The 17,818-nt window shown below is 73.4% G+C and carries 14 protein-coding genes; 8 read left to right on the top strand and 6 right to left on the bottom strand.

Annotated elements, in window-relative coordinates; genetic code table 11:
- Window positions 1-14: 14 nt before the first annotated feature.
- Window positions 15-1,049, bottom strand: coding sequence for a hypothetical protein (locus OC439_RS16890; protein WP_262014249.1), 1,035 nt, complete (start codon window positions 1,047-1,049; stop codon window positions 15-17).
- Window positions 1,050-1,449: 400 nt separating this feature from the next.
- Between OC439_RS16890 and OC439_RS16885 the strand changes: the two genes are divergently transcribed.
- Window positions 1,450-2,340 carry an SGNH/GDSL hydrolase family protein gene (locus OC439_RS16885; protein WP_262014248.1) on the top strand — a complete coding sequence of 297 codons (891 nt, stop codon included), beginning with the start codon at window positions 1,450-1,452 and terminating at the stop codon, window positions 2,338-2,340.
- A gap of 55 nt (window positions 2,341-2,395) precedes the next feature.
- On the opposite strand, the gene OC439_RS16880 is transcribed toward OC439_RS16885, so the two are convergent.
- Window positions 2,396-3,643 carry a glycoside hydrolase domain-containing protein gene (locus tag OC439_RS16880; protein WP_262014247.1) on the bottom strand — a complete coding sequence of 416 codons (1,248 nt, stop codon included), beginning with the start codon at window positions 3,641-3,643 and terminating at the stop codon, window positions 2,396-2,398.
- Window positions 3,644-3,853: 210 nt separating this feature from the next.
- Here OC439_RS16880 and OC439_RS16875 point away from each other — a divergent pair, with 210 nt between their 5' ends.
- Window positions 3,854-4,006 carry a hypothetical protein gene (locus OC439_RS16875; protein WP_013285768.1) on the top strand — a complete coding sequence of 51 codons (153 nt, stop codon included), beginning with the start codon at window positions 3,854-3,856 and terminating at the stop codon, window positions 4,004-4,006.
- The gene (locus OC439_RS16870) at window positions 4,006-4,971 is read left to right on the top strand and encodes an N-acetylmuramoyl-L-alanine amidase (protein ID WP_262014246.1); all 966 of its coding nucleotides are present in this window, start codon (window positions 4,006-4,008) and stop codon (window positions 4,969-4,971) included. The genes OC439_RS16875 and OC439_RS16870 overlap by 1 nt, the downstream gene beginning before the upstream one ends.
- 57 nt (window positions 4,972-5,028) lie before the next feature.
- On the opposite strand, the gene OC439_RS16865 is transcribed toward OC439_RS16870, so the two are convergent.
- Window positions 5,029-6,252 (bottom strand): epoxide hydrolase family protein, encoded by a 1,224-nt coding sequence (locus tag OC439_RS16865; protein ID WP_262014245.1) that lies wholly within the window; start codon window positions 6,250-6,252, stop codon window positions 5,029-5,031.
- A 22-nt stretch (window positions 6,253-6,274) separates the two neighbouring features.
- Complete coding sequence (locus OC439_RS16860) at window positions 6,275-7,207, bottom strand: redoxin (protein ID WP_262014244.1); 933 nt, start codon at window positions 7,205-7,207, stop codon at window positions 6,275-6,277.
- A gap of 173 nt (window positions 7,208-7,380) precedes the next feature.
- Between OC439_RS16860 and OC439_RS16855 the strand changes: the two genes are divergently transcribed.
- Window positions 7,381-9,606: a hypothetical protein gene (locus OC439_RS16855; RefSeq protein ID WP_262014243.1), complete on the top strand. Its 2,226-nt coding sequence runs from the start codon at window positions 7,381-7,383 to the stop codon at window positions 9,604-9,606.
- Between the two features lie 12 nt (window positions 9,607-9,618).
- On the opposite strand, the gene OC439_RS16850 is transcribed toward OC439_RS16855, so the two are convergent.
- Together OC439_RS16850 and OC439_RS16845 are read right to left on the bottom strand one after the other, a co-directional pair.
- Window positions 9,619-10,176, bottom strand: coding sequence for a GNAT family N-acetyltransferase (locus OC439_RS16850; protein WP_262014242.1), 558 nt, complete (start codon window positions 10,174-10,176; stop codon window positions 9,619-9,621).
- A complete protein-coding gene (locus OC439_RS16845) occupies window positions 10,173-12,209 on the bottom strand; it encodes a penicillin acylase family protein (protein WP_262014241.1) in 2,037 nt (678 codons plus the stop codon). Before OC439_RS16845 ends, OC439_RS16850 begins: the two co-directional genes overlap by 4 nt.
- Window positions 12,210-12,435: 226 nt before the next feature.
- On the opposite strand from OC439_RS16845, the gene OC439_RS16840 reads away from it, so the two are divergent.
- The 4 genes from OC439_RS16840 (at window position 12,436) to OC439_RS16825 (ending at window position 17,769) form a co-directional block, all read left to right on the top strand.
- Entirely contained in the window at window positions 12,436-13,992 is a 1,557-nt protein-coding gene (locus OC439_RS16840; protein ID WP_262014240.1) for a pyridoxal phosphate-dependent decarboxylase family protein, read from the top strand.
- A 26-nt stretch (window positions 13,993-14,018) separates the two neighbouring features.
- The gene (locus OC439_RS16835; protein ID WP_262014239.1) at window positions 14,019-15,293 is read left to right on the top strand and encodes a lysine N(6)-hydroxylase/L-ornithine N(5)-oxygenase family protein; all 1,275 of its coding nucleotides are present in this window, start codon (window positions 14,019-14,021) and stop codon (window positions 15,291-15,293) included.
- A 110-nt stretch (window positions 15,294-15,403) separates the two neighbouring features.
- Window positions 15,404-15,988 carry a GNAT family N-acetyltransferase gene (locus OC439_RS16830; RefSeq protein WP_262014305.1) on the top strand — a complete coding sequence of 195 codons (585 nt, stop codon included), beginning with the start codon at window positions 15,404-15,406 and terminating at the stop codon, window positions 15,986-15,988.
- Window positions 15,985-17,769: an IucA/IucC family protein gene (locus tag OC439_RS16825; protein WP_262014238.1), complete on the top strand. Its 1,785-nt coding sequence runs from the start codon at window positions 15,985-15,987 to the stop codon at window positions 17,767-17,769. Before OC439_RS16830 ends, OC439_RS16825 begins: the two co-directional genes overlap by 4 nt.
- Window positions 17,770-17,818 lie beyond the last annotated feature (49 nt).

Raw genomic sequence — 17,818 nt, 5'->3', positions numbered from 1 at the left:
CGACCGGGTGTCGCCTACTTGAGGAAGCGGTCCAGCGCGGCCTCGATGGTGCCGCTGTCCGGCGACGCGTACGACTTCATCGTCACCTTGTTGTAGGAGATGAAGCTCGGGCACCGGGCGGCGGGCGCGGTCACCGTGCCGCCGTCACCGACCTTCTCGCCGGTCTTGGCGGCGTGGAAGGTCAGGGTGTACCGCGAGGAGATGTAGTCGACGGTGACGACCTTGTCCTCGCTGTTCTTGTACTGGCACTTCTTCGGCGTGCCCTCGCTGCCCTCGACCATCTTCAGGCAGCCGATGACCGACACCGTGGCGAAGTCGGCCGACTTCGCGTAGTACGGCTTGGCCGAGCTGATCGTCTTCTGCGACCAGAACGACGGCCGGTCCGGGGAGTTGGAGAAGACGTACGCCTTCGAGCCGGCCGGCGCGGTGTACGGCGCGGCGTTGAGGATCGCGCCGCCGTCGCAGACCGCCGACATCTCGCTGGCGTACCGCGCGGTGATCGAGTCGTTGTTGGTGGGCCCGTCCGGCCCGGTCGACTCCGGACCGCCCGCACTGGGGGTCGCGGACGGGCTGTTGTCCGGCCCGGGGGTGGCGCTGCCCGAGGCCACCGGCTTCGGGTCCTCCTCGTCGCCGTTGAAGGCGACGTAGGCGAGGCCGCCGCCGCAGCACAGCAGCGTCAGCGTGACCGCGCCGGCGGCGAGGCCGACGATGAGGCCCTTGCTCTTGCCGCCACTCGGGGGCGGGGTGGGCGCGTACGGCGCCGGCCCGGGGTAGCCCGGCTGGCCGGGGAACGGCGCCGCGGGCTGCGCGCCGTACGGAGCGCCCGACGCGGGCTGCGCGCCGTACGGAGCGCCCGACCCCGGCTGGGCGCCGTAGGGGGCGCCCGACGCGGGCTGCGCACCGTAGGGCGCACCCGACGCCGGCTGCGAGCCGTAGGGCGCGCCGGAGGCCGGCTGCGCGCCGTACGGGGCGTTCGGGTCGGGCTGGTTGCCCCACGCTCCGGCGTTCGGGTCCGGATAGCCTCCGTAGGGAGGGTGATTGTCACTCATCTGAGGTTCTTCCACCTGTCGTCCGTGGTTCCGGCGATCAACCACCCCGCAGCGTAATGACGCCTGCAAATTCACGATCGCCGACATTCGATACGTTCTTCACCAGCCGTGCCGGGGTCACTCCGGTGCGTGCGCGCCCGGATCCGGCATCCGCCCGCCTATCAGGCGTGACGGGCCGGGGACCGTTGTGACGCAACGGATCGACTGATCGGCGATCGACCCGTACCCGACATCCCCGACGCCGAAAAGTGTGACGTACGCGACACCGACTGACGCCCGGCGGGGCGGCGGCGGACCACATCCTGGACCGCCATTTAGTGAGGTCCATCGATATTGACGCACGTCACTGGCGCGGACAGAATCCCCAGCACCACCACCAGGACCCCTCCGGGAGGGCCCCATGAACCGTCCCCGCCTGCCGCTCCTGCGGACCGCCGGCCGGATGACCGCGCTCGTCGCGGCCGCCGCCGGCATGCTGCTCACCGTCGCCGCGCCCGCCGTCGCCGCCGCACCCGCCGGGCGCTACGTCGCGCTCGGCGACTCCTACACCTCCGCCCCGCTCGTGCCCACCCAGGTCGACCTGAACTGCCTGCGCTCCAACCGCAACTACCCGTCGCTGGTCGCGGCGTCCGCCGGGTCCTCGTCGTTCGCCGACGTGAGCTGCTCCGGCGCCACCACCGAGGACATCCTGTACGGCGGCGACGGCGCGCTGGGCATCGCGCTGCCGCCGCAGGTGAACGCCGTCACAGCGGCCACCGCGCTGGTGACCGTCCAGATCGGCGGCAACGACATCGGCTTCTCCGGCATCATCGGCGACTGCGCCGAGGCGAGCGTGAGCAGCCCGCTCGGGTCGCCCTGCAAGGACCGGTTCACCGCGGGCGGCACGGACCAGTTGCGGGCCCGGATCGCCGCCACCGCGCCGAAGGTGACGGCCGTGCTGCGGGCGGTCCGCCAGGCCGCGCCGAACGCGCGCGTGGTGGTGCTCGGCTACCCGGCGATCCTGCCGGACAGCGGGTACGGCTGCTGGCCGGTGGTGCCGATCGCCTACCAGGACGTGCCGTACCTGCGCGGTGTCCAGAAGGCACTGAACACGATGCTCGCCGACACCGCGGCGGCGGGCGGGGCGAGCTACGCCGACGTCTACGCGCCGTCGATCGGGCGGGACGCGTGCAAGAGCAGCGGCACCCGCTGGGTGGAGGGACTGGTGCCGCAGAACTCCGCCGCGCCGTTCCACCCGAACGCCCGCGGTGAGCAGGGCATGGCCACCGCCCTGCTGGCGCACCTGAGCTGACAGCACGCCGTGAGCCGGCCCCGCCGAGGCGGAGCCGGCTCACGGTTCGGCGGCCTCACACCCGGGTGATGCGGACCGCGTCGGCGACCACGTAGCCGGCGCCGGCGCTCCAGCGGCTCACCCCGACCTTGTCCCCGGTCCCGGCGGCGAGCGTGAACACGCCGAGCGAGACCCAGCGTCCGCCGCCGGTGCGCTGGTCGACCGCCACCGACCGGTTGCCGGTCGTGGTGGCGACCAGGTACGGGGTGCGGTCGTTGTAGCCGGGGTCGGCCGGGTACCACACCGACACCTCGTAGGAGCCGGTCGCGGGCAGGCTCGCCCGGAACCAGGCCACGTCGCTGGACGCCACCGGGGTGGCGAAGCGGTAGTCGGCGCCGTGGCGCTGCCCGGAGTACGCGGAGGTGCCCCAGGCGGCGCCCGCGCTGAACCCGCCCGACGTGGCGTTGTCGACTGTGACGCTCCACGACGCGGGCGGGGTGCCGGCCCGTACGTCCAGGTAGTTGCGGTCGATCTTCATGGTCACGCCGCCCCACGTCTCGGTGACGTCCCCGGCGTACTGGTGCAGGCGCTGCTGGTCGGCGTAGCGGTCGTCGGCGCAGTACGTGCCCCCGTCGGTGTCCGCGACGCCGTTCCACCAGGCGATCCAGATCTGGTCCAGGCGCAGGTACCGGGTGTCGTCGTAGGCGGCGCAGACGTCGGTGATGCCGGACGAGCCGCTGGAGTACATGCCGGCGAGGTAGCCGCGCGTGTGCAGCCGCTCGACCCAGCCGGAGAGGAAGGAGAGCACGGCGGCCCGGCAGCTCGCGTTCGACGGGTACTGCTCGATGTCGTTGTAGAGCGTGCTGCCCGCGCCGATGCCGAGCGCCGCCGCGGCGGCGACCGCGCTGTCCGCCGCGGTCCTCCCCTGCCCGCGGGCGGTGGCCGGGTCGGCGGACATCTTCGGCGTACGGGTGCCGCACGGCGCCTGGTAGCCCAGTTCGATCGGGATGAGCCGCCAGCCCTTGCGGGTCTGGTCGGCGACCCAGGTCGCGGTCAGGTTCGGCTGGGCGCAGGTGCGGCTGCCGCCGCTGATGTAGACGCCGACCGCGCGGTACGGCGACGCGGTCAGCCAGGCGTCCATCGCGGCTTGCGACGGCGCGGTGCACGTGTCGAAGCCCTTGCCGGTGAAGGTGCCGGGCTGCGGGCCGACCGCGGCGACGGCGGCCGGCGCCTCGGCCGCGGCAGTCGCCCCGGCCGCGGCCGTGGCCGGGGCCGGGGCCGCGAGCACGGCGAGAAGTGTCAGGGCCGTGGCGATCGATCTCATCGGCGCCCCTCCTGTGAAGGATTCCTCGCTCGACGGCGAGACCTGGGCAGGATTTCTACCACGCATCGACGGATGACGACAGATGTCAGTGGCGAAAGTTTTCACGACGGAAACGATCATTGAAGGGTATCGACAAGACGACGGGTGCCGGTATAGCGTGCCCGCACTCACATCCGTCGATCGGTGAAGCGTCGTCACCCGAGGAGCGCCATGCCCACGTCACGATCCCCCCGTCTGCGACGCCGAGGTCTGCTCGGCGTACCCGCCCTGGTGGCCGCCGCCCTCGCGGTGGCCGTCCGTCCCGGTACGGCGCACGCGGCGCCGAAGGCCGAGTGCCTCGCCGACCTGCTCGGGGAGCAGTGATGGCCACCATTCCCTGGCTCGTGGACGTGCTGCGCGGCGCCGGCGTACAGGTCGTGGTCGAGGGCGACTGGCTCAACCGGATGCGCTCCGGCTCGTTCGACCCGATCGGCGTGCTCTGGCACCACACCGCCGCCACGTCCAGCGCCACCAACCCGCACCCGGCGCTGAACATCTGCATAAACGGCCGGTCCGACCTGCCCGGCCCGCTCTGCCAGGCGCTCGTGGACTACCACGGCGTGTTCCACGTGATCTCCGCCGGCCGGTGCAACCACGCCGGCACCAGCGGCGGCAGCGGCCCGATCCCGGCCGGGGACGGCAACACCCTGATGATCGGGTGGGAGATCGACTACAACGGCGTCGACCAGCGGATGACCACCGCCCAGTACAACGCGAGCATCGCGGCCACCGCCGCCGTGCTCAAGCGGCTCGGCCGGGACTCCAGCTACGCCCGCGGGCACCGGGAGACCAGCACCACCGGCAAGATCGACCCGTCCTTCATCGACCTGAACACGATGCGCGCGGACGTGGCCGCGAAGATGGCCGGCGGTGGCACCGGCTGGACGTCGATCGTGGACAACGCGACGGCGGGCCGGTTCACCGCGAGCGCGAGCTGGGGCACCTCGACGTTCTCCGGGCAGCGCTACGGCGCCGACTACCGCTACGCGGACCCGGTCGCCGCGAGCGACGCGGCCTGGTACAAGTTCAACGTCCCCCGCACCGGCAACTACCGGGTCGAGGCGTGGTGGCCGGCGAACGCGGGCTACAACGCGGCCACGCCGTACATCGTCGCCACCACCACCGGCAACCGGACGATAGTGGTCGACCAGCGGGCCACCGGCGGGCAGTGGCGCTCGCTCGGCACGTTCACGCTGCCGGCCGGGGACGCCAACCGCGTCGCGGTCAGCCGGTGGAGCTCCGCCGCCGGCCTGGTCATCGCCGACGCGGTCCGGCTGACCGAGGTCTGAGTTCGGACGTACCGACGCGGCCGGGTGGGCGACCCACCCGGCCGCGTCCGCCGTCGGTCAGCGCAGCGAACGGAAGGCCGCCCGCATCTCCTGGGCGAACAGCTCCGGCTGCTCCCAGGCGGCGAAGTGCCCACCCCGGTCCAGCGTGTTGTAGTGGATCAGGTTCGGGTACGCCCGCTCCGCCCAGCTGCGCGGCGCGAGCAGGATCTCGTCCGGGAACTGGCTCACCGCGGCCGGGACCTGGACGCCCTTGGCGGCGAAGAACGACAACGCGTTCTGCGCGTAGAGCCGGGCCGAGGACACACCCGTGTTCGTCAGCCAGTAGAGCGTGATGTTGTCCAGGATGTCGTCGCGGCTCAGGCCGCCGGGCCGGCCCGCGAAGGCGGCGCAGATCAGGTCCAGGCTCGCCGCGTCGTGGTCGAGCATGAACGTCGCCAGCCCGGCCGGCGAGTCGGCCAGCGCCATGAGCGTCTCCGGGCGGGTGGTCATGATCAGCGCGTACGCGGAGTGCTTCCAGAAGAAGTCGATCCGCTCGCAGGCGGCCCGTTCCTCGGCCGACAGCCCGGACGGCAGGTCGGCGAGGGGGTTGTTCACGCCGGTGATGCCGCCCTGCAGCAACGCGTCGATGTCCGGCGGCACCACGCACGGCATGTTCGTGTGGATGCCGGCCAGCTCCGGCGGTGCCTGCACGCCGAGCATGTCGGTGATCAGCGCGCCCCAGTCGCCGCCCTGGGCCACGAACCGGGTGTAACCCAGCCGCCGCATCAGCTCGGTCCAGGCGCGGGCGATGTGCTGCGGGTCCCAGCCAGGCCGGTCCGGCTTGCCGGAGAAGCCGTAGCCGGGCATCGACGGGATCACCAGGTGGAACGCGTCCGAGGCATGGCCGCCGTACGCGGTCGGGTCGGTGAGCGGACCGATGATCTTCAGCTGTTCGATCACCGAGCCCGGCCAGCCGTGCGTGACGATCAGCGGCAGCGCGTCGGCGTGCCGGGACCGGACGTGGAGGAAGTGGATGTCCAGGCCGTCGATCTCGGTGACGAAGTTCGGCAGGTCGTTCAGCCGCGCCTCGACCTTGCGCCAGTCGTACTCGGTGGCCCAGTAGCGGGCGAGCGCCTGACTGGTCTCCAGCGGCACGCCCTGCGACTGGTCGTCGACTGTCTGCCGCTCCGGCCAGCGGGTGGCCGCGAGCCGGGCCCGCAGGTCCGCCAGGTCCTCCTCCGGCACGTCGACACGGAACTCGCGGATGTCGGTGCCGGTACGCGTCATGGTCTTGACGGCCACGGGCTGTCCTCCTCGGGTCGGGTCAGGGACCGAACGTGAAGACGTACGCGCGCAGACCGGGCCGCTCGGCGCGCAGGGTGAGCCGGTGCTCCCCCGGCGTCGCGCCGTCGACCAGCCGGAACATGGCCGCCCGGTCGACCCGGGCCCGGCCGTCCGGTCCCACGTCGGCGCCGCGCGCGTCCGCTGCCGGTTTCCCGTCCAACAGCACCCGAACCCCGTCCGGCCCTTCCGGTCCCGGGTCGGCCACCAGGTTCACCTCGCCGGCGGTGAACGGCAGGACCAGTTCGGCGCCGGTGCCGGCCGCCTCGACGTACTCGCCCTCGACCCGCCAGTCGCCGGTCAGCGCGTACGTGCCGGGCACACCCCGGTCAGCGCCGAGATAGGTCTCCGGGGTGATCCCCGCGTACGTGGGCTGCGGGCTGGTCACGAACGCGGTCACCTCCGGGGTGACCGGCGGCAGCGCGGGCGTGGGCGTGGCGGCCTCGACCAGCCGCCGGATCAGCGCCTCGGTCCGGTCGTAGCCGCCCTCGCCGACCCAGCGGTCGGTCAGCCGCCCGTCGGCGTCGAAGAGGTACCTGGCCGGCCAGGCGTCGTTGCGCAGGGCACGCCAGAACGTGTAGTCGTCGTCGATCGCGATCGGGTAGGTGAGCCCGTGGTCGCGGATCGCCGGGTCGATGTTCCCCGGAAGCCGGCCGAAGCCGAACTCCGGCGCGTGCGCGCCGATCACCGTGAGCCCCAGGTCGCGGTAGTCGCGGTGCCAGGCCCGCACGTACGGGGCGGTGCGGATCCAGTTCACGCAGGTGTACTCCCAGACGTCCACCAGGACCACCCGTCCGCGCAGGTCCTGCGGCGTCAACGGCGCGGAGTTCACCCACCGGCGGACGTCGATCGGCGGCAGCCGGGTCGCCACCGTGGCCCCCGTCATCCGGCCGCGCGGTGATGGTGTGCCGCTCATCCGGGCCCCCTTCGGAGTACGTCCGGCGGCGGTTACCCGGACGGCGCGGCTTCGAACGGGCGTCCGCCGGGCCGGCGCGGGCGTTTGCCTCCGGCCCGGCCGGGTAGGACGCTGCGCCACCCGAGGGCGGGCCGTGCAGGCGGCGTGGGCGGCCGGGACGTCGCGGAGGGTCGATGACGGCTGGACCAGGGCGGGCACAGGCCCCGCCGGGCGAGGTGGTGGAGCTGCGGGTGCACGGGGTCTCCGCGGGCGGGGCCGCCGAGATGCTGGGCCGGCCGCTGGTCCGGCAGGTCGCGGGCGACCGCAGCGCCGGCTTCTACCGTCCCCGTCCGGGCCTGGCCGACGAGCGCGGCGCGAGCGGGGTGACGCTGGAGGCGTACCAGTGGAACGATCTGCCGTCCGGCACCGCGCTGCGTACCCTGTCGCTGCTGTTCCTGATGCCCTTCATGCTGCTCAACGTGGCCGTGTGGATGCGGCCGGGCGACGCGGTCGGCGGGGTGGTGGTGCGGGCGCTGTGCCGGGTGCTGGGGTTGAGCCTGACCGCGCTGTACGTGCTCGCCGGGGCCGGGGTCGCGCTGGACCTGGTGGCCTGGCAGTGCCTGTCCGTGCCGGCCTGCGTCGCCGACCGGGAGTGGCTGTCCTGGATGGGCGGGCGGCCGGTCGGGCTGCGGCTCGTGGTGCTGGCACTGGTCCCGGCGGCCGCGGTGAGCCTGGTCTGGTGGGGCGCCCGGCGGCCGGGACGCTCGTTCACCGCGTTCCGGGCGCCGGAGCGGGCGTCGGCCGGGCCTCCGCTGAGCACGATCGGCCAGTGGGACACCGAGCCGTTGATGGGCCGGCTGCGTTCGATCCACATCGCGGCGGCCTTCGCCATGCTCGACGGCTGTCTCCTCGCCGCCCGGGCCGCACAGGGTGTCCCGCCCACGGTGGCGGTGCTGCTGGCGGTCACCGGCGCGGTCCTGCTCGCCTGCGTCGTCCTGGTCTGCGTGCCGCCGCTCGTCGACCGGGCACCCACCGACCCGCGACGTGACCGGGTGGCACGGGTGCTGCGCGGCACCGCGATCGGGCTCACCGTCGTGGTGGCCGGATATCTGCTGTTCGCCCCGGCCCGCTGGCGTACCGGCGGCGGGCTGCCCGGCTACGGCTCGATCCTGACCTGGCTGCTGGTCACGCACGCGGTACTGCTCGGCGGCCTGGCCGCGGTGCTGATCTGGCACCGCCTGCGGGTCCGCGGCCACCAGCCGCCGAACGGGCTCGGCGCGCTCGTGGTCGCCGCGGCGGCGGGCGGCCTCGCGGTGGCGTACTCCGCCGAGCTGGTCCAGCGCACCGCCGACCTGCTGGACCGGGGCGTGTCTCCGGCGGACGACATTCCGGGTCCGGCGCACGCGTACACCTGGGCGATCTACGGCTTCTTCCGCGCGCTGCTCGTCACCCTGGTGGTCGCGGCCGTGGTGGCGCTGGTGTCCCGGCGCGGCCGGACGCGAGCCGCCGGGGCGATCGTCGAGCGGGACTTCCCGTCGCCGCCGGCCGAGGCGGCGCCCCGGCTGCGGCAGGTCCGGACGATGATCGTGCGGGCCCGGTTCACCGACCTGCTGGTGCCGCTGGCGGTGCTGTTCGCCGTCATGGCCGGGCTGGGCGCGGCGACCACCGCGATGGCGCTGGTCCGGCCCGATCCGGGCGAGACGCTGGAGCACCGCACGCACGTCCCGGCGGAGCTGGTCATGTTCGGTATCGAGGTGGGCGGAGTGGCGATCTCGGCGGCGGTGCTGGCCCTCATCCTCGCCGGGATCTTCGCCTACCGCAGCCCCGGTTTCCGGCACCACGTCGGCGTGCTCTTCGACCTGGCCACGTTCTGGCCCCGGGCGGCGCACCCGTTCGCCCCGCCCTGCTACGCCGAGCGGGCCGTGCCGGAGCTGGCCCGGCGCATCACGTACCTGGTGCACAGCGGCAACCGGGTGCTGCTGTCCGGCTACAGCCACGGCTCGGTGCTCGTCGCCGCCACCGTCCTGCAACTACCGGCGGAGGTCAGCGCGCGGGTCGCCCTGCTCACCTACAGCTCGCCGCTGCGCCGGCTCTACGCCCGGCTGTTCCCCGCCTACGTCGACGACGACATGCTGCGCGGGATCGGCGGGCGGGTCGGCTGGCGGTGGCGCAACCTGTGGCGGGACACCGACGCGCTGGGCGGATGGATCTTCTCCCCGCACCGCGCGGACGAGCCGGCCCGCGTCACCGACCCGGAGGCGACAGTGGACCGTCGCCTCCGCGATCCGGAGAGCCTGGTGGCCCCGCCCTGGGACAGCGTTCCGCCGCCGATCAAGGGTCACCTCCCGTCGGAGGACGACCCGGCGTACGCCGAGACGGTGCGGGACCTGGCCGGGCGGCTGCGCGCCGCCGGGCCGTGACGCGGGCCGGGCTTACGCGGGCGGGTGGTCCGCCTCGAACCGGTCCCGGGTGAGGAACGCCAGCCTCGCCCGCTTGTCCGGCATGTCGATGTCGGGGCCGAACGTGAAGCCCTCGATGCGCAGGCGGCGCAGCATGGCGTCGTTGCGCACGTCCGGCTCGACCACCACGCGGCGCGCGGCCGGGTCGCGCAGCAGGAACCGGATCAGGGCCGGGAAGACCGCGCCGGTCAGCGAACCCGGGTACGGCCGGGGCGCGTCGAGCAGCAGGTGCGTCCCGACGTCGCCGGGCTGCACCGGGTAGCGCTCGCCGACCGGGTCCGCCTCCGGCTGGTAGGTCTGGAACAGCCCGATCGGCTCGCCGTCGAGCCGGATCAGGTACGCGTGATGGGTCTCCAGACCGTCGACGAACGCGTAGATCTCGCGTACCTCGTCGACCGTGTGCGAGCCCATGCCCCAGAACCGGTTGCGGGGCCGGATCACCCAGCCGTGCAGCAGGCCGGCGTCCCGGTCGGGGCGTACCGGCTCCAGCGCCAGCTCGCCGAGGCCGGGGATGCGCTCCAGGTGGATCACGTCGTCTCGTCTCCCGTCAGGGGGCCGGCGGGCACCGGGATCAGCGTCCCGGCGGCCCAGTGGGTCAGTTGGTCGGCGAAGTGCGCGTCGCCGGGGCGCCCCGACGCGCCGAACGGGACGACCCAGCGGCTGGCCGCCCGGTCGCTCAGGTCCCACACGTAGCGGGCCACCGGGCCGCGCCAGCAGGCGTCGGACACGCCCGGCACGCTGGAGGTGGCCAGCACGCAGTCGGTGTCACCGGCGAGCGTCACCCGCCGCCGCATCGCCGCCACCGCGTCGATGACCGCCGGGGCGACGCCGAGGTGCACCGGGTGCAGCAGGTGCCGGCTGCCCCACTCACCGGGTGCCGGGCCGGCGGCCACCTCGGCCAGCGCCTCGGCCGCCGGTTCCGCGAGGTCGAGCGCGGCGGCCAGGTGGTCCAGCGCCAGGCCGATCCGGGCGGCCGGGTCGGTCCAGGGGGCGAACAGCTCGTCGAACCCGCACGGCTCGTCGAGCGCACGCAACCTCGGGTGTACGCGCAACCGCCGGGCCAGCGCCGCCCGCCAGGCCGCGTACGCGCCGGCCTCGGCCGAGCCGGCCGCCATCGCCCGGTCCCATCCGCGCAGCCGCAGCAGCAGCGCGCGGGCGGGTTCGTCGAGCCGGTCCGGGTCGAGCCGGTCGAGCAGCCGGTACAGCGGGCCGGCCGGGAGCCGGTCGTCGGTGTGCACTGTGGACGGCTCGGTGCCGTCGGCGAGCAGCGCCCGGATCCGGCGGGCCCGGTGCGGCGGGGCGAAGTCGGCGCCGTGCGCGGCGACGTCGTCGCGCCGGTCGTTGGCGCACACCGCCACGCCGTCGACCGGCTCGTCCACAAGCGGCAGGTAGTCGCCCCGCCACCGGTAGGCCGGCTCCCAGGCCGGCACGGGCTCCCGGCGGCACCGCTCGTCGCGTACCGGGACCAGGCCGGCGACCAGGCGACGGACGCCTCCCTCGGTGCCGGCGGCGAGCACGCTGTTGACCGGCTCGACCCAGTGGCGCAGCGCGTCGGCGACGTCACCGGTACGCCGGGCGCGCAGCAGCGGCAGCAACGCCTCGAAGCCGAGCCGGGCCTCGACCCGGCTCGGGGTGCGCAGCGTGATCGCCTCGCCGGTGACCCGGTCGTGGTCGATCACCGGCCCGCGCGGCGTCTCGATCACCTCGACCGTCTCGGGGGCGCCGCCGCGGACCTCGATCTCCTCGACGTGGCGCGCGGCGGGCGTCCAGCCGTCGGCGTCGCGCACCAGCACCCGGTCGCCGTCGCGGCGCAGCCGTTCGCGGTAGAGGTCCTGGTAGTCGGCCATCGCGTTGGTGACGGCCCAGGCCACGTGGCCGGTGTGGCCGAAGTGCGGCACGCCCGGCACGCCGGGGAAGGCGAGACCGACCACGTCGAACTCCGGGCAGGCCAGGCGGACCTGCTGGTAGACGCCGGGGAGTTCGAGCAGCCGGTGCGGGTCACCGGCGATCAGCGGGCCGCGCCCGGTGGCCGGGTCGGCGGGCAGCGCCCAGGCGTTGCTGCCGGACGAGGCCGGTCCCTCGACCGCGAACAGTCCGGCCGCCTCGGGGCCGAGCGTCCGGGCCACGTGCGCGTGCCAGAGCTTGTTCGGGAACGTGGAGAACAGCACGTGCTGGACGAGGAAGACGCCCAGCGGCGACCAGGGGTGCCACGGTTCGGGCGCGGTGCCGGTGGCGGCGAACTCGGGTGCGGCGGCGGCGCCCTCGGCGAGCCCGGAGTTGACCCCGTCGACGTACGCCCCGACCCACCGCCGGGTGTCCGGGTCGAGCCGTTCGTAGCAGCGCCGGGCGGTGTCGTCCAGCCGTACGCGGCGGGCGAACCGGTCCCACGCCAGTTCGGCCGGGCCGACGTGGGCGGCCAGGCGACCCTCGGCGCGCCATCGTTCGACGCTGATCTGCCAGGCCCGGTCGGTAGCGGCGACACGCCCCTGCAGACGCGCGAGCGCGTCGACGTCGCCAGCCCACAGCTGGGGCACGCCCCAGTGATCGCGATCGACGTGTGTCATCGTCTTGCGCCGCCTCGACGCGCCGGGCGACGGTTCCGTTCGACAGTCAACTTAGGATAACCTCCCCTAACCGAGGGCGACCTTACCGCGACGCGCGCAGGGCGCCAACCGGCGGCACATCCGGGACAAAGCATCCCGAGTCGCGCTTGATAGTTAGGCCAGCCTAACCTAACCTGATCGCCGCGGCTCTGGCCGCGTCCTGTCCGTACGACCGCTGGGATGTCGCATGAGTTCGATCGGGAGCCCGACCGGCGCCGCGCCCGCCGACACCGGCCGCGCCGCCGCCACGGCACGCGGCCACCTGTTCAACGCCGGCTCGCTCGGGCGCTACCGGGACGTGCTGGCGCGCGGCGTGGACCGGGTGGCCCGCCGGGTGGCCGAGGCGGACCGCCCGTTCACCGGCGTCACGCCCGAGGAACTGGCCCCGCTCGTCGGCGCCATCGACCTGGACCGGCCGCTCGGCGACACCGACGCCGCCCTGGACGAGCTGCACGACGTGTGGCTGCGCGACGCCGTCTGGTTCCACCACCCGCGCTACCTGGCCCACCTGAACTGCCCGGTGGTCATCCCGGCGCTGCTCGGCGAGGCGGTCCTCAGCGCGGTCAACTCCTCACTGGACACCTGGGACCAGAGCGCCGGTGCGACGCTGATGGAGCGGCGCCTGATCGAGTGGACGGCCGGGCGCATCGGGTTCGGCACCGGCGCCGACGGGGTCTTCACCAGCGGCGGCACCCAATCGAACCTCCAGGCGCTCCTGCTGGCGCGCGAGGAGGCGTACCGCACCGTGGTGGGCGGCGCCGGCGGCCGGCCGGACCGGCCGCAGGTGCTGTCCCGGCTGCGCGTCATCACCTCCGCGGCAGGGCACTTCAGCGTGCAGAAGGCCGCCAAGCTGCTCGGACTGGCCGCCGACGCGGTCCTCACCGTGCCCACCGACGCGAACCGCCGGATGCGCACCGACGAGCTGGCCCGCGCGATCGACAGCTGTCACCGCGACGGTCAGGTGGTGATGGCAGTCGTCGCCACCGCCGGCACCACCGACTTCGGCACCGTCGACCCGCTGCCGGAGATCGCCGACATCTGCGCCGCCGCGGGCGCCTGGCTGCACGTCGACGCCGCGTACGGCTGCGGGCTGCTGGTCTCCCCCACCCGCCGGCACCTGCTGGACGGCATCGAACGGGCCGCGTCGGTGACTGTGGACTACCACAAGTCGTTCTTCCAGCCGGTCAGCTCCAGCGCGCTGCTGGTCCGCGACGGCCGGACGCTGCGCCACGCCACCTGGCACGCCGACTACCTCAACCCGGCCCGCGCGGTCGAGCAGGGCATCCCGAACCAGGTCGACAAGAGCATCCAGACCACCCGCCGGTTCGACGCCTGCAAGCTCTGGCTGACCCTGCGGATCATGGGGCCGGACGCGATCGGCGCGCTGTTCGACCAGGTCGTCGACCTCGCGGCGCAGGCGTGGCGGCGGCTCGACGCCGACCCGCGGTTCGAGGTGGCCGCGCCGTCGCAGCTGAGCACCGTGGTCTTCCGGTACCGGCCCGCCGGCCTCGCCGCCGACCTGGTCGACGAGGCCAACCTGTACGCCCGCGAGGCGCTCGCCGCCTCCGGCGCGGCACTGGTCGCCGGCACCCGGGTCGACGGCGCCCACCACCTGAAGCTCACCCTGCTCAACCCGGAGACCACAGTGGACGACGTCGCCCACGTGCTGGACCTCGTCGCCGACCACGCCGCCTGGTACGCCCGGACCGCCACCGCCACCGAGCTGTCCTGCCCGGTCGGCTGACCCCCGTCGAGGAGAACGAGAACCCCATGTCGACCCACGACTTCATCGCCGTCGGGCTGGGCCCCTACAACCTCGGACTGGCCTGCCTCACCGCCCCGATCGACGACCTCGACGGACTGTTCCTGGAGGCGCGGGACAGCTTCGACTGGCATCCCGGCATGCTGCTCGAATCCACCCGACTTCAGACGCCGTTCATCGCCGACCTGGTCACGCTCGCGGACCCCACCTCGCCGTACTCGTTCCTGAGCTACCTGAAGGAGACCGGCCGGCTCTACCCGTTCTACATCCGGGAGAGCTTCTTCCCGCTGCGCGCCGAGTACAACGACTACTGCCGCTGGGCCGCCGCCAAGCTGCCGAACCTGCGCTTCCGGCACGGCGTCACCACTGTCGAGTACGACGAGGCCGACGACCGGTACGTGGTGCACGCCGACACGCCGGACGGGCCGGTCACCCACCGGGCCCGGCACCTCGTGCTCGGCACCGGCACCCCGCCGTACCTGCCGCCGGCCTGCGCCGGGCTCGGCGGTGACATGATCCACAACTCGCGCTACCTGGAACACCGGGAGGCGCTGCGGGCCAAGGACAGCATCACCATCGTCGGCAGCGGCCAGAGCGCCGCCGAGATCTACCACGACCTGCTCGGCGACATCGACACGTACGGCTACCAGCTCACCTGGGTGACCCGCTCGCCCCGCTTCTTCCCGCTGGAGTACACCAAGCTCACGCTGGAGATGACCTCGCCGGACTACGTGGACTACTTCCACGCGCTGCCCGAGCCGACCCGCTACGCGCTGGAGGCCGCGCAGAAGCCGCTGTTCAAGGGCATCAACGCCGACCTGATCAACGACATCTACGACCTGCTGTACGCCAAGAGCCTGCCCGGGCCGGTGCCCACCCGCCTGCTCACCAACACCGAACTGGTCGAGGCGGCGTACACCGACGGCCGCTACCGGCTCGGGCTGCGCCACACCGAGCAGGACCGCGCGTTCACGCTGGACACCGAAGGGCTGGTGCTCGCCACCGGCTACCACTACCGGGTGCCGGAGTTCCTCGCGCCGGTACGCGACCGGCTCCGCTTCGACGCGCACGGCCGCTTCGACGTGGCCCGCAACTACAGCGTCGACCACACCGGCCGGGGCGTGTTCCTCCAGAACGGCGGCACCCACACGCACAGCATCACCTCCCCCGACCTGGGCATGGGCCCGTACCGCAACTCGTGGCTGATCCGGGAGATGACCGGCCGAGAGCACTACCCGATCGAGAAGGCGATCGCGTTCCAGGAGTTCGGAGTGCCGGCATGAGCGAGCGCACCGAGCGAAGCGAGGGCCGCGAGCGCATGCCCAGCCGGCCCCGCATGAGCGAGCGCACCGAGCGAAGCGAGGGCCGCGAGCGCATGCCCAAACAGCCCGGCATGAGCACCTTCACCCGCGTCGACGACGCGCTGGGCGAATTCACGCTGCGCCCGCTGGACCCGGACGCCGACGCCGCGCTGCTGCACCGCTGGGTCACCCATCCCAAGTCCGCGTTCTGGCTGATGCAGGACGCCGACGTGGACGCGGTCGCCGCCGAGTACCGGCGCATCGCCGACCACCCGCACCACGACGCGTACCTGGGGTCGTGGCGCGGCACCCCGGCGTTCCTGGCCGAACGGTACGACCCGGCACACGTCGAGCTGGCCGGTCTGTACGACCCGGAGCCCGGCGACGTCGGCATGCACTTCCTCTGCGCCCCCGCCGACACGCCCGTGCACGGCTTCACCCGCGCCGTCATCACCACGGTGATGGCCTGGCTGTTCGCCGACCCGGCGACCCGGCGGGTGGTGGTGGAGCCGGACGTGCGCAACAGGGCGGTGCACGCACTCAACGCGGCAGTCGGCTTCTCAGTCGTCGGCCCGATCCGCAAGCCCGAGAAGGAGGCGCTGCTCAGCGTCTGCACGCGGGACCAGTTCCGGGCCGCCACCGGCGCGCCCGCAGGCGAGGAAGGGGCACCGGCGTGAACGCCAGCGCATCCGTGGAACACCTGACCCCCGAGGCGTGGGCGACGGCAAACCGGCTGCTGGTGCGCAAGGCGCTCGCCGAGTTCGCCCACGAGCGCCTGATCACCCCCGAGCCCGACGGTTCGGGGCGGTGGCTGGTCCGCAGCGACGACGGCGCCGTCGAGTACCGGTTCGCGGCGCAGCGGCTGGCGCTGGACCACTGGGAGGTCGACGCGGACAGCATCGTGCGCCGCCGCGACGGCGCGGACCTGCCGCCCGACGCCGTCGACCTGTGCGTGGAACTGCGCGGCGCGCTCGGCCTCACCGACGCGATCCTGCCGGTCTACCTGGAGGAGATCACCTCCACGCTCGCCGGGACCGCGTACAAGCTGGCCAAGCCCGCGGTGAGCGCCGCCGAACTGGCCGCTGCCGGGTTCCAGGCGATCGAGACCGGCATGACCGAGGGGCACCCCTGCTTCGTGGCGAACAACGGCCGCATCGGCTTCGGCGTGCACGAGTACCACGCGTACGCCCCGGAGGCCGCTGCGCCGGTGCGGCTGCTCTGGCTCGCCGCGCACCGCGACCACACCACGTTCACCTGCGCCGACGACCTGGACTACGACACGCTGGTCCGGGCCGAGCTGGGCGAGCAGACGCGGGCCGGGTTCACCGCCACGCTCACCGGGCTGGGCCTGGACCCGGCCGACTACCTGTTCGTCCCGGTGCACCCGTGGCAGTGGTGGAACAAGCTCGCCGTCACGTTCGCCGGTGAGGTGGCCGCGCGCCGGCTGGTCTGCCTCGGTGAGGGGCCGGACGAGTACCTCGCGCAGCAGTCCATCCGGACCTTCTTCAACGTCAGCGACCCGGCGAAGCACTACGTGAAGACCGCGCTGTCGGTGCTGAACATGGGCTTCATGCGCGGGCTGTCGGCCGCGTACATGGAGGCGACGCCGGCCATCAACGACTGGCTGGCCGGGCTGATCGAGGGCGACCCGGTGCTCAAGCGCACCGGCCTGTCGATCATCCGGGAGCGGGCCGCCATCGGCTACCGGCACCGGCAGTACGAGGCGGCGACCGACAGGTACTCCCCGTACCGGAAGATGCTGGCGGCGCTGTGGCGGGAGAGCCCGGTCCCCGCGCTGGAACCCGGGCGGCGGCTGGCCACCATGGCCTCGCTGCTGCACCTGGACCGCGACGGGCGGTCGCTCGCCGCGGCGCTGATCGACGAGTCGGGGCTGGCGCCGGCCGACTGGCTGCGCCGCTACCTGGACGCCTACCTGGTGCCGCTGCTGCACAGCCTGTACGCCCACGACCTGGCGTTCATGCCGCACGGCGAGAACGTCATCCTGGTGCTGCACGGCGGCGCCGTGGAGCGGGTCGTGTTCAAGGACATCGCCGAGGAGATCGTGGTGATGGACCCGAACGCGGACCTGCCCGAGCGGGTACGGCGGATCCGGGCCGCCGTGCCCGAGGACGAGAAGATCCTGTCCATCTTCACCGACGTCTTCGACTGCTTCCTGCGGCACCTGAGCGCCGCCCTGCACACCCGGGGCGTCCTCGACCAGGACGAGTTCTGGCGCACCGTCGCCGCGTGCGCCGCCGGCTACGCCGCGACGGTGCCGCACCTGGCCGACCGGATGCGCCGGCACGACCTGTTCGCGCCGGAGTTCACGCTGTCCTGCCTCAACCGGCTCCAGCTGCGCAACAACCAGCAGATGGTGGACCTGTCCGACCCGTCGGCCGCGTTGCAGTTCGCCGGCACCCTGGTCAACCCGCTCGCCCCGTACGCACCGCGCGACTGATGGCATGACGGAAGCGGGCCGGCGCCATGCGCCGGCCCGCTTCCGTCGG

Source organism: Micromonospora sp. Mcm103 (assembly GCF_024519755.1).
In the GTDB taxonomy this organism is placed as follows: domain Bacteria; phylum Actinomycetota; class Actinomycetes; order Mycobacteriales; family Micromonosporaceae; genus Micromonospora; species Micromonospora aurantiaca.
This window is presented reverse-complemented; position numbering and strand designations above follow the sequence as displayed.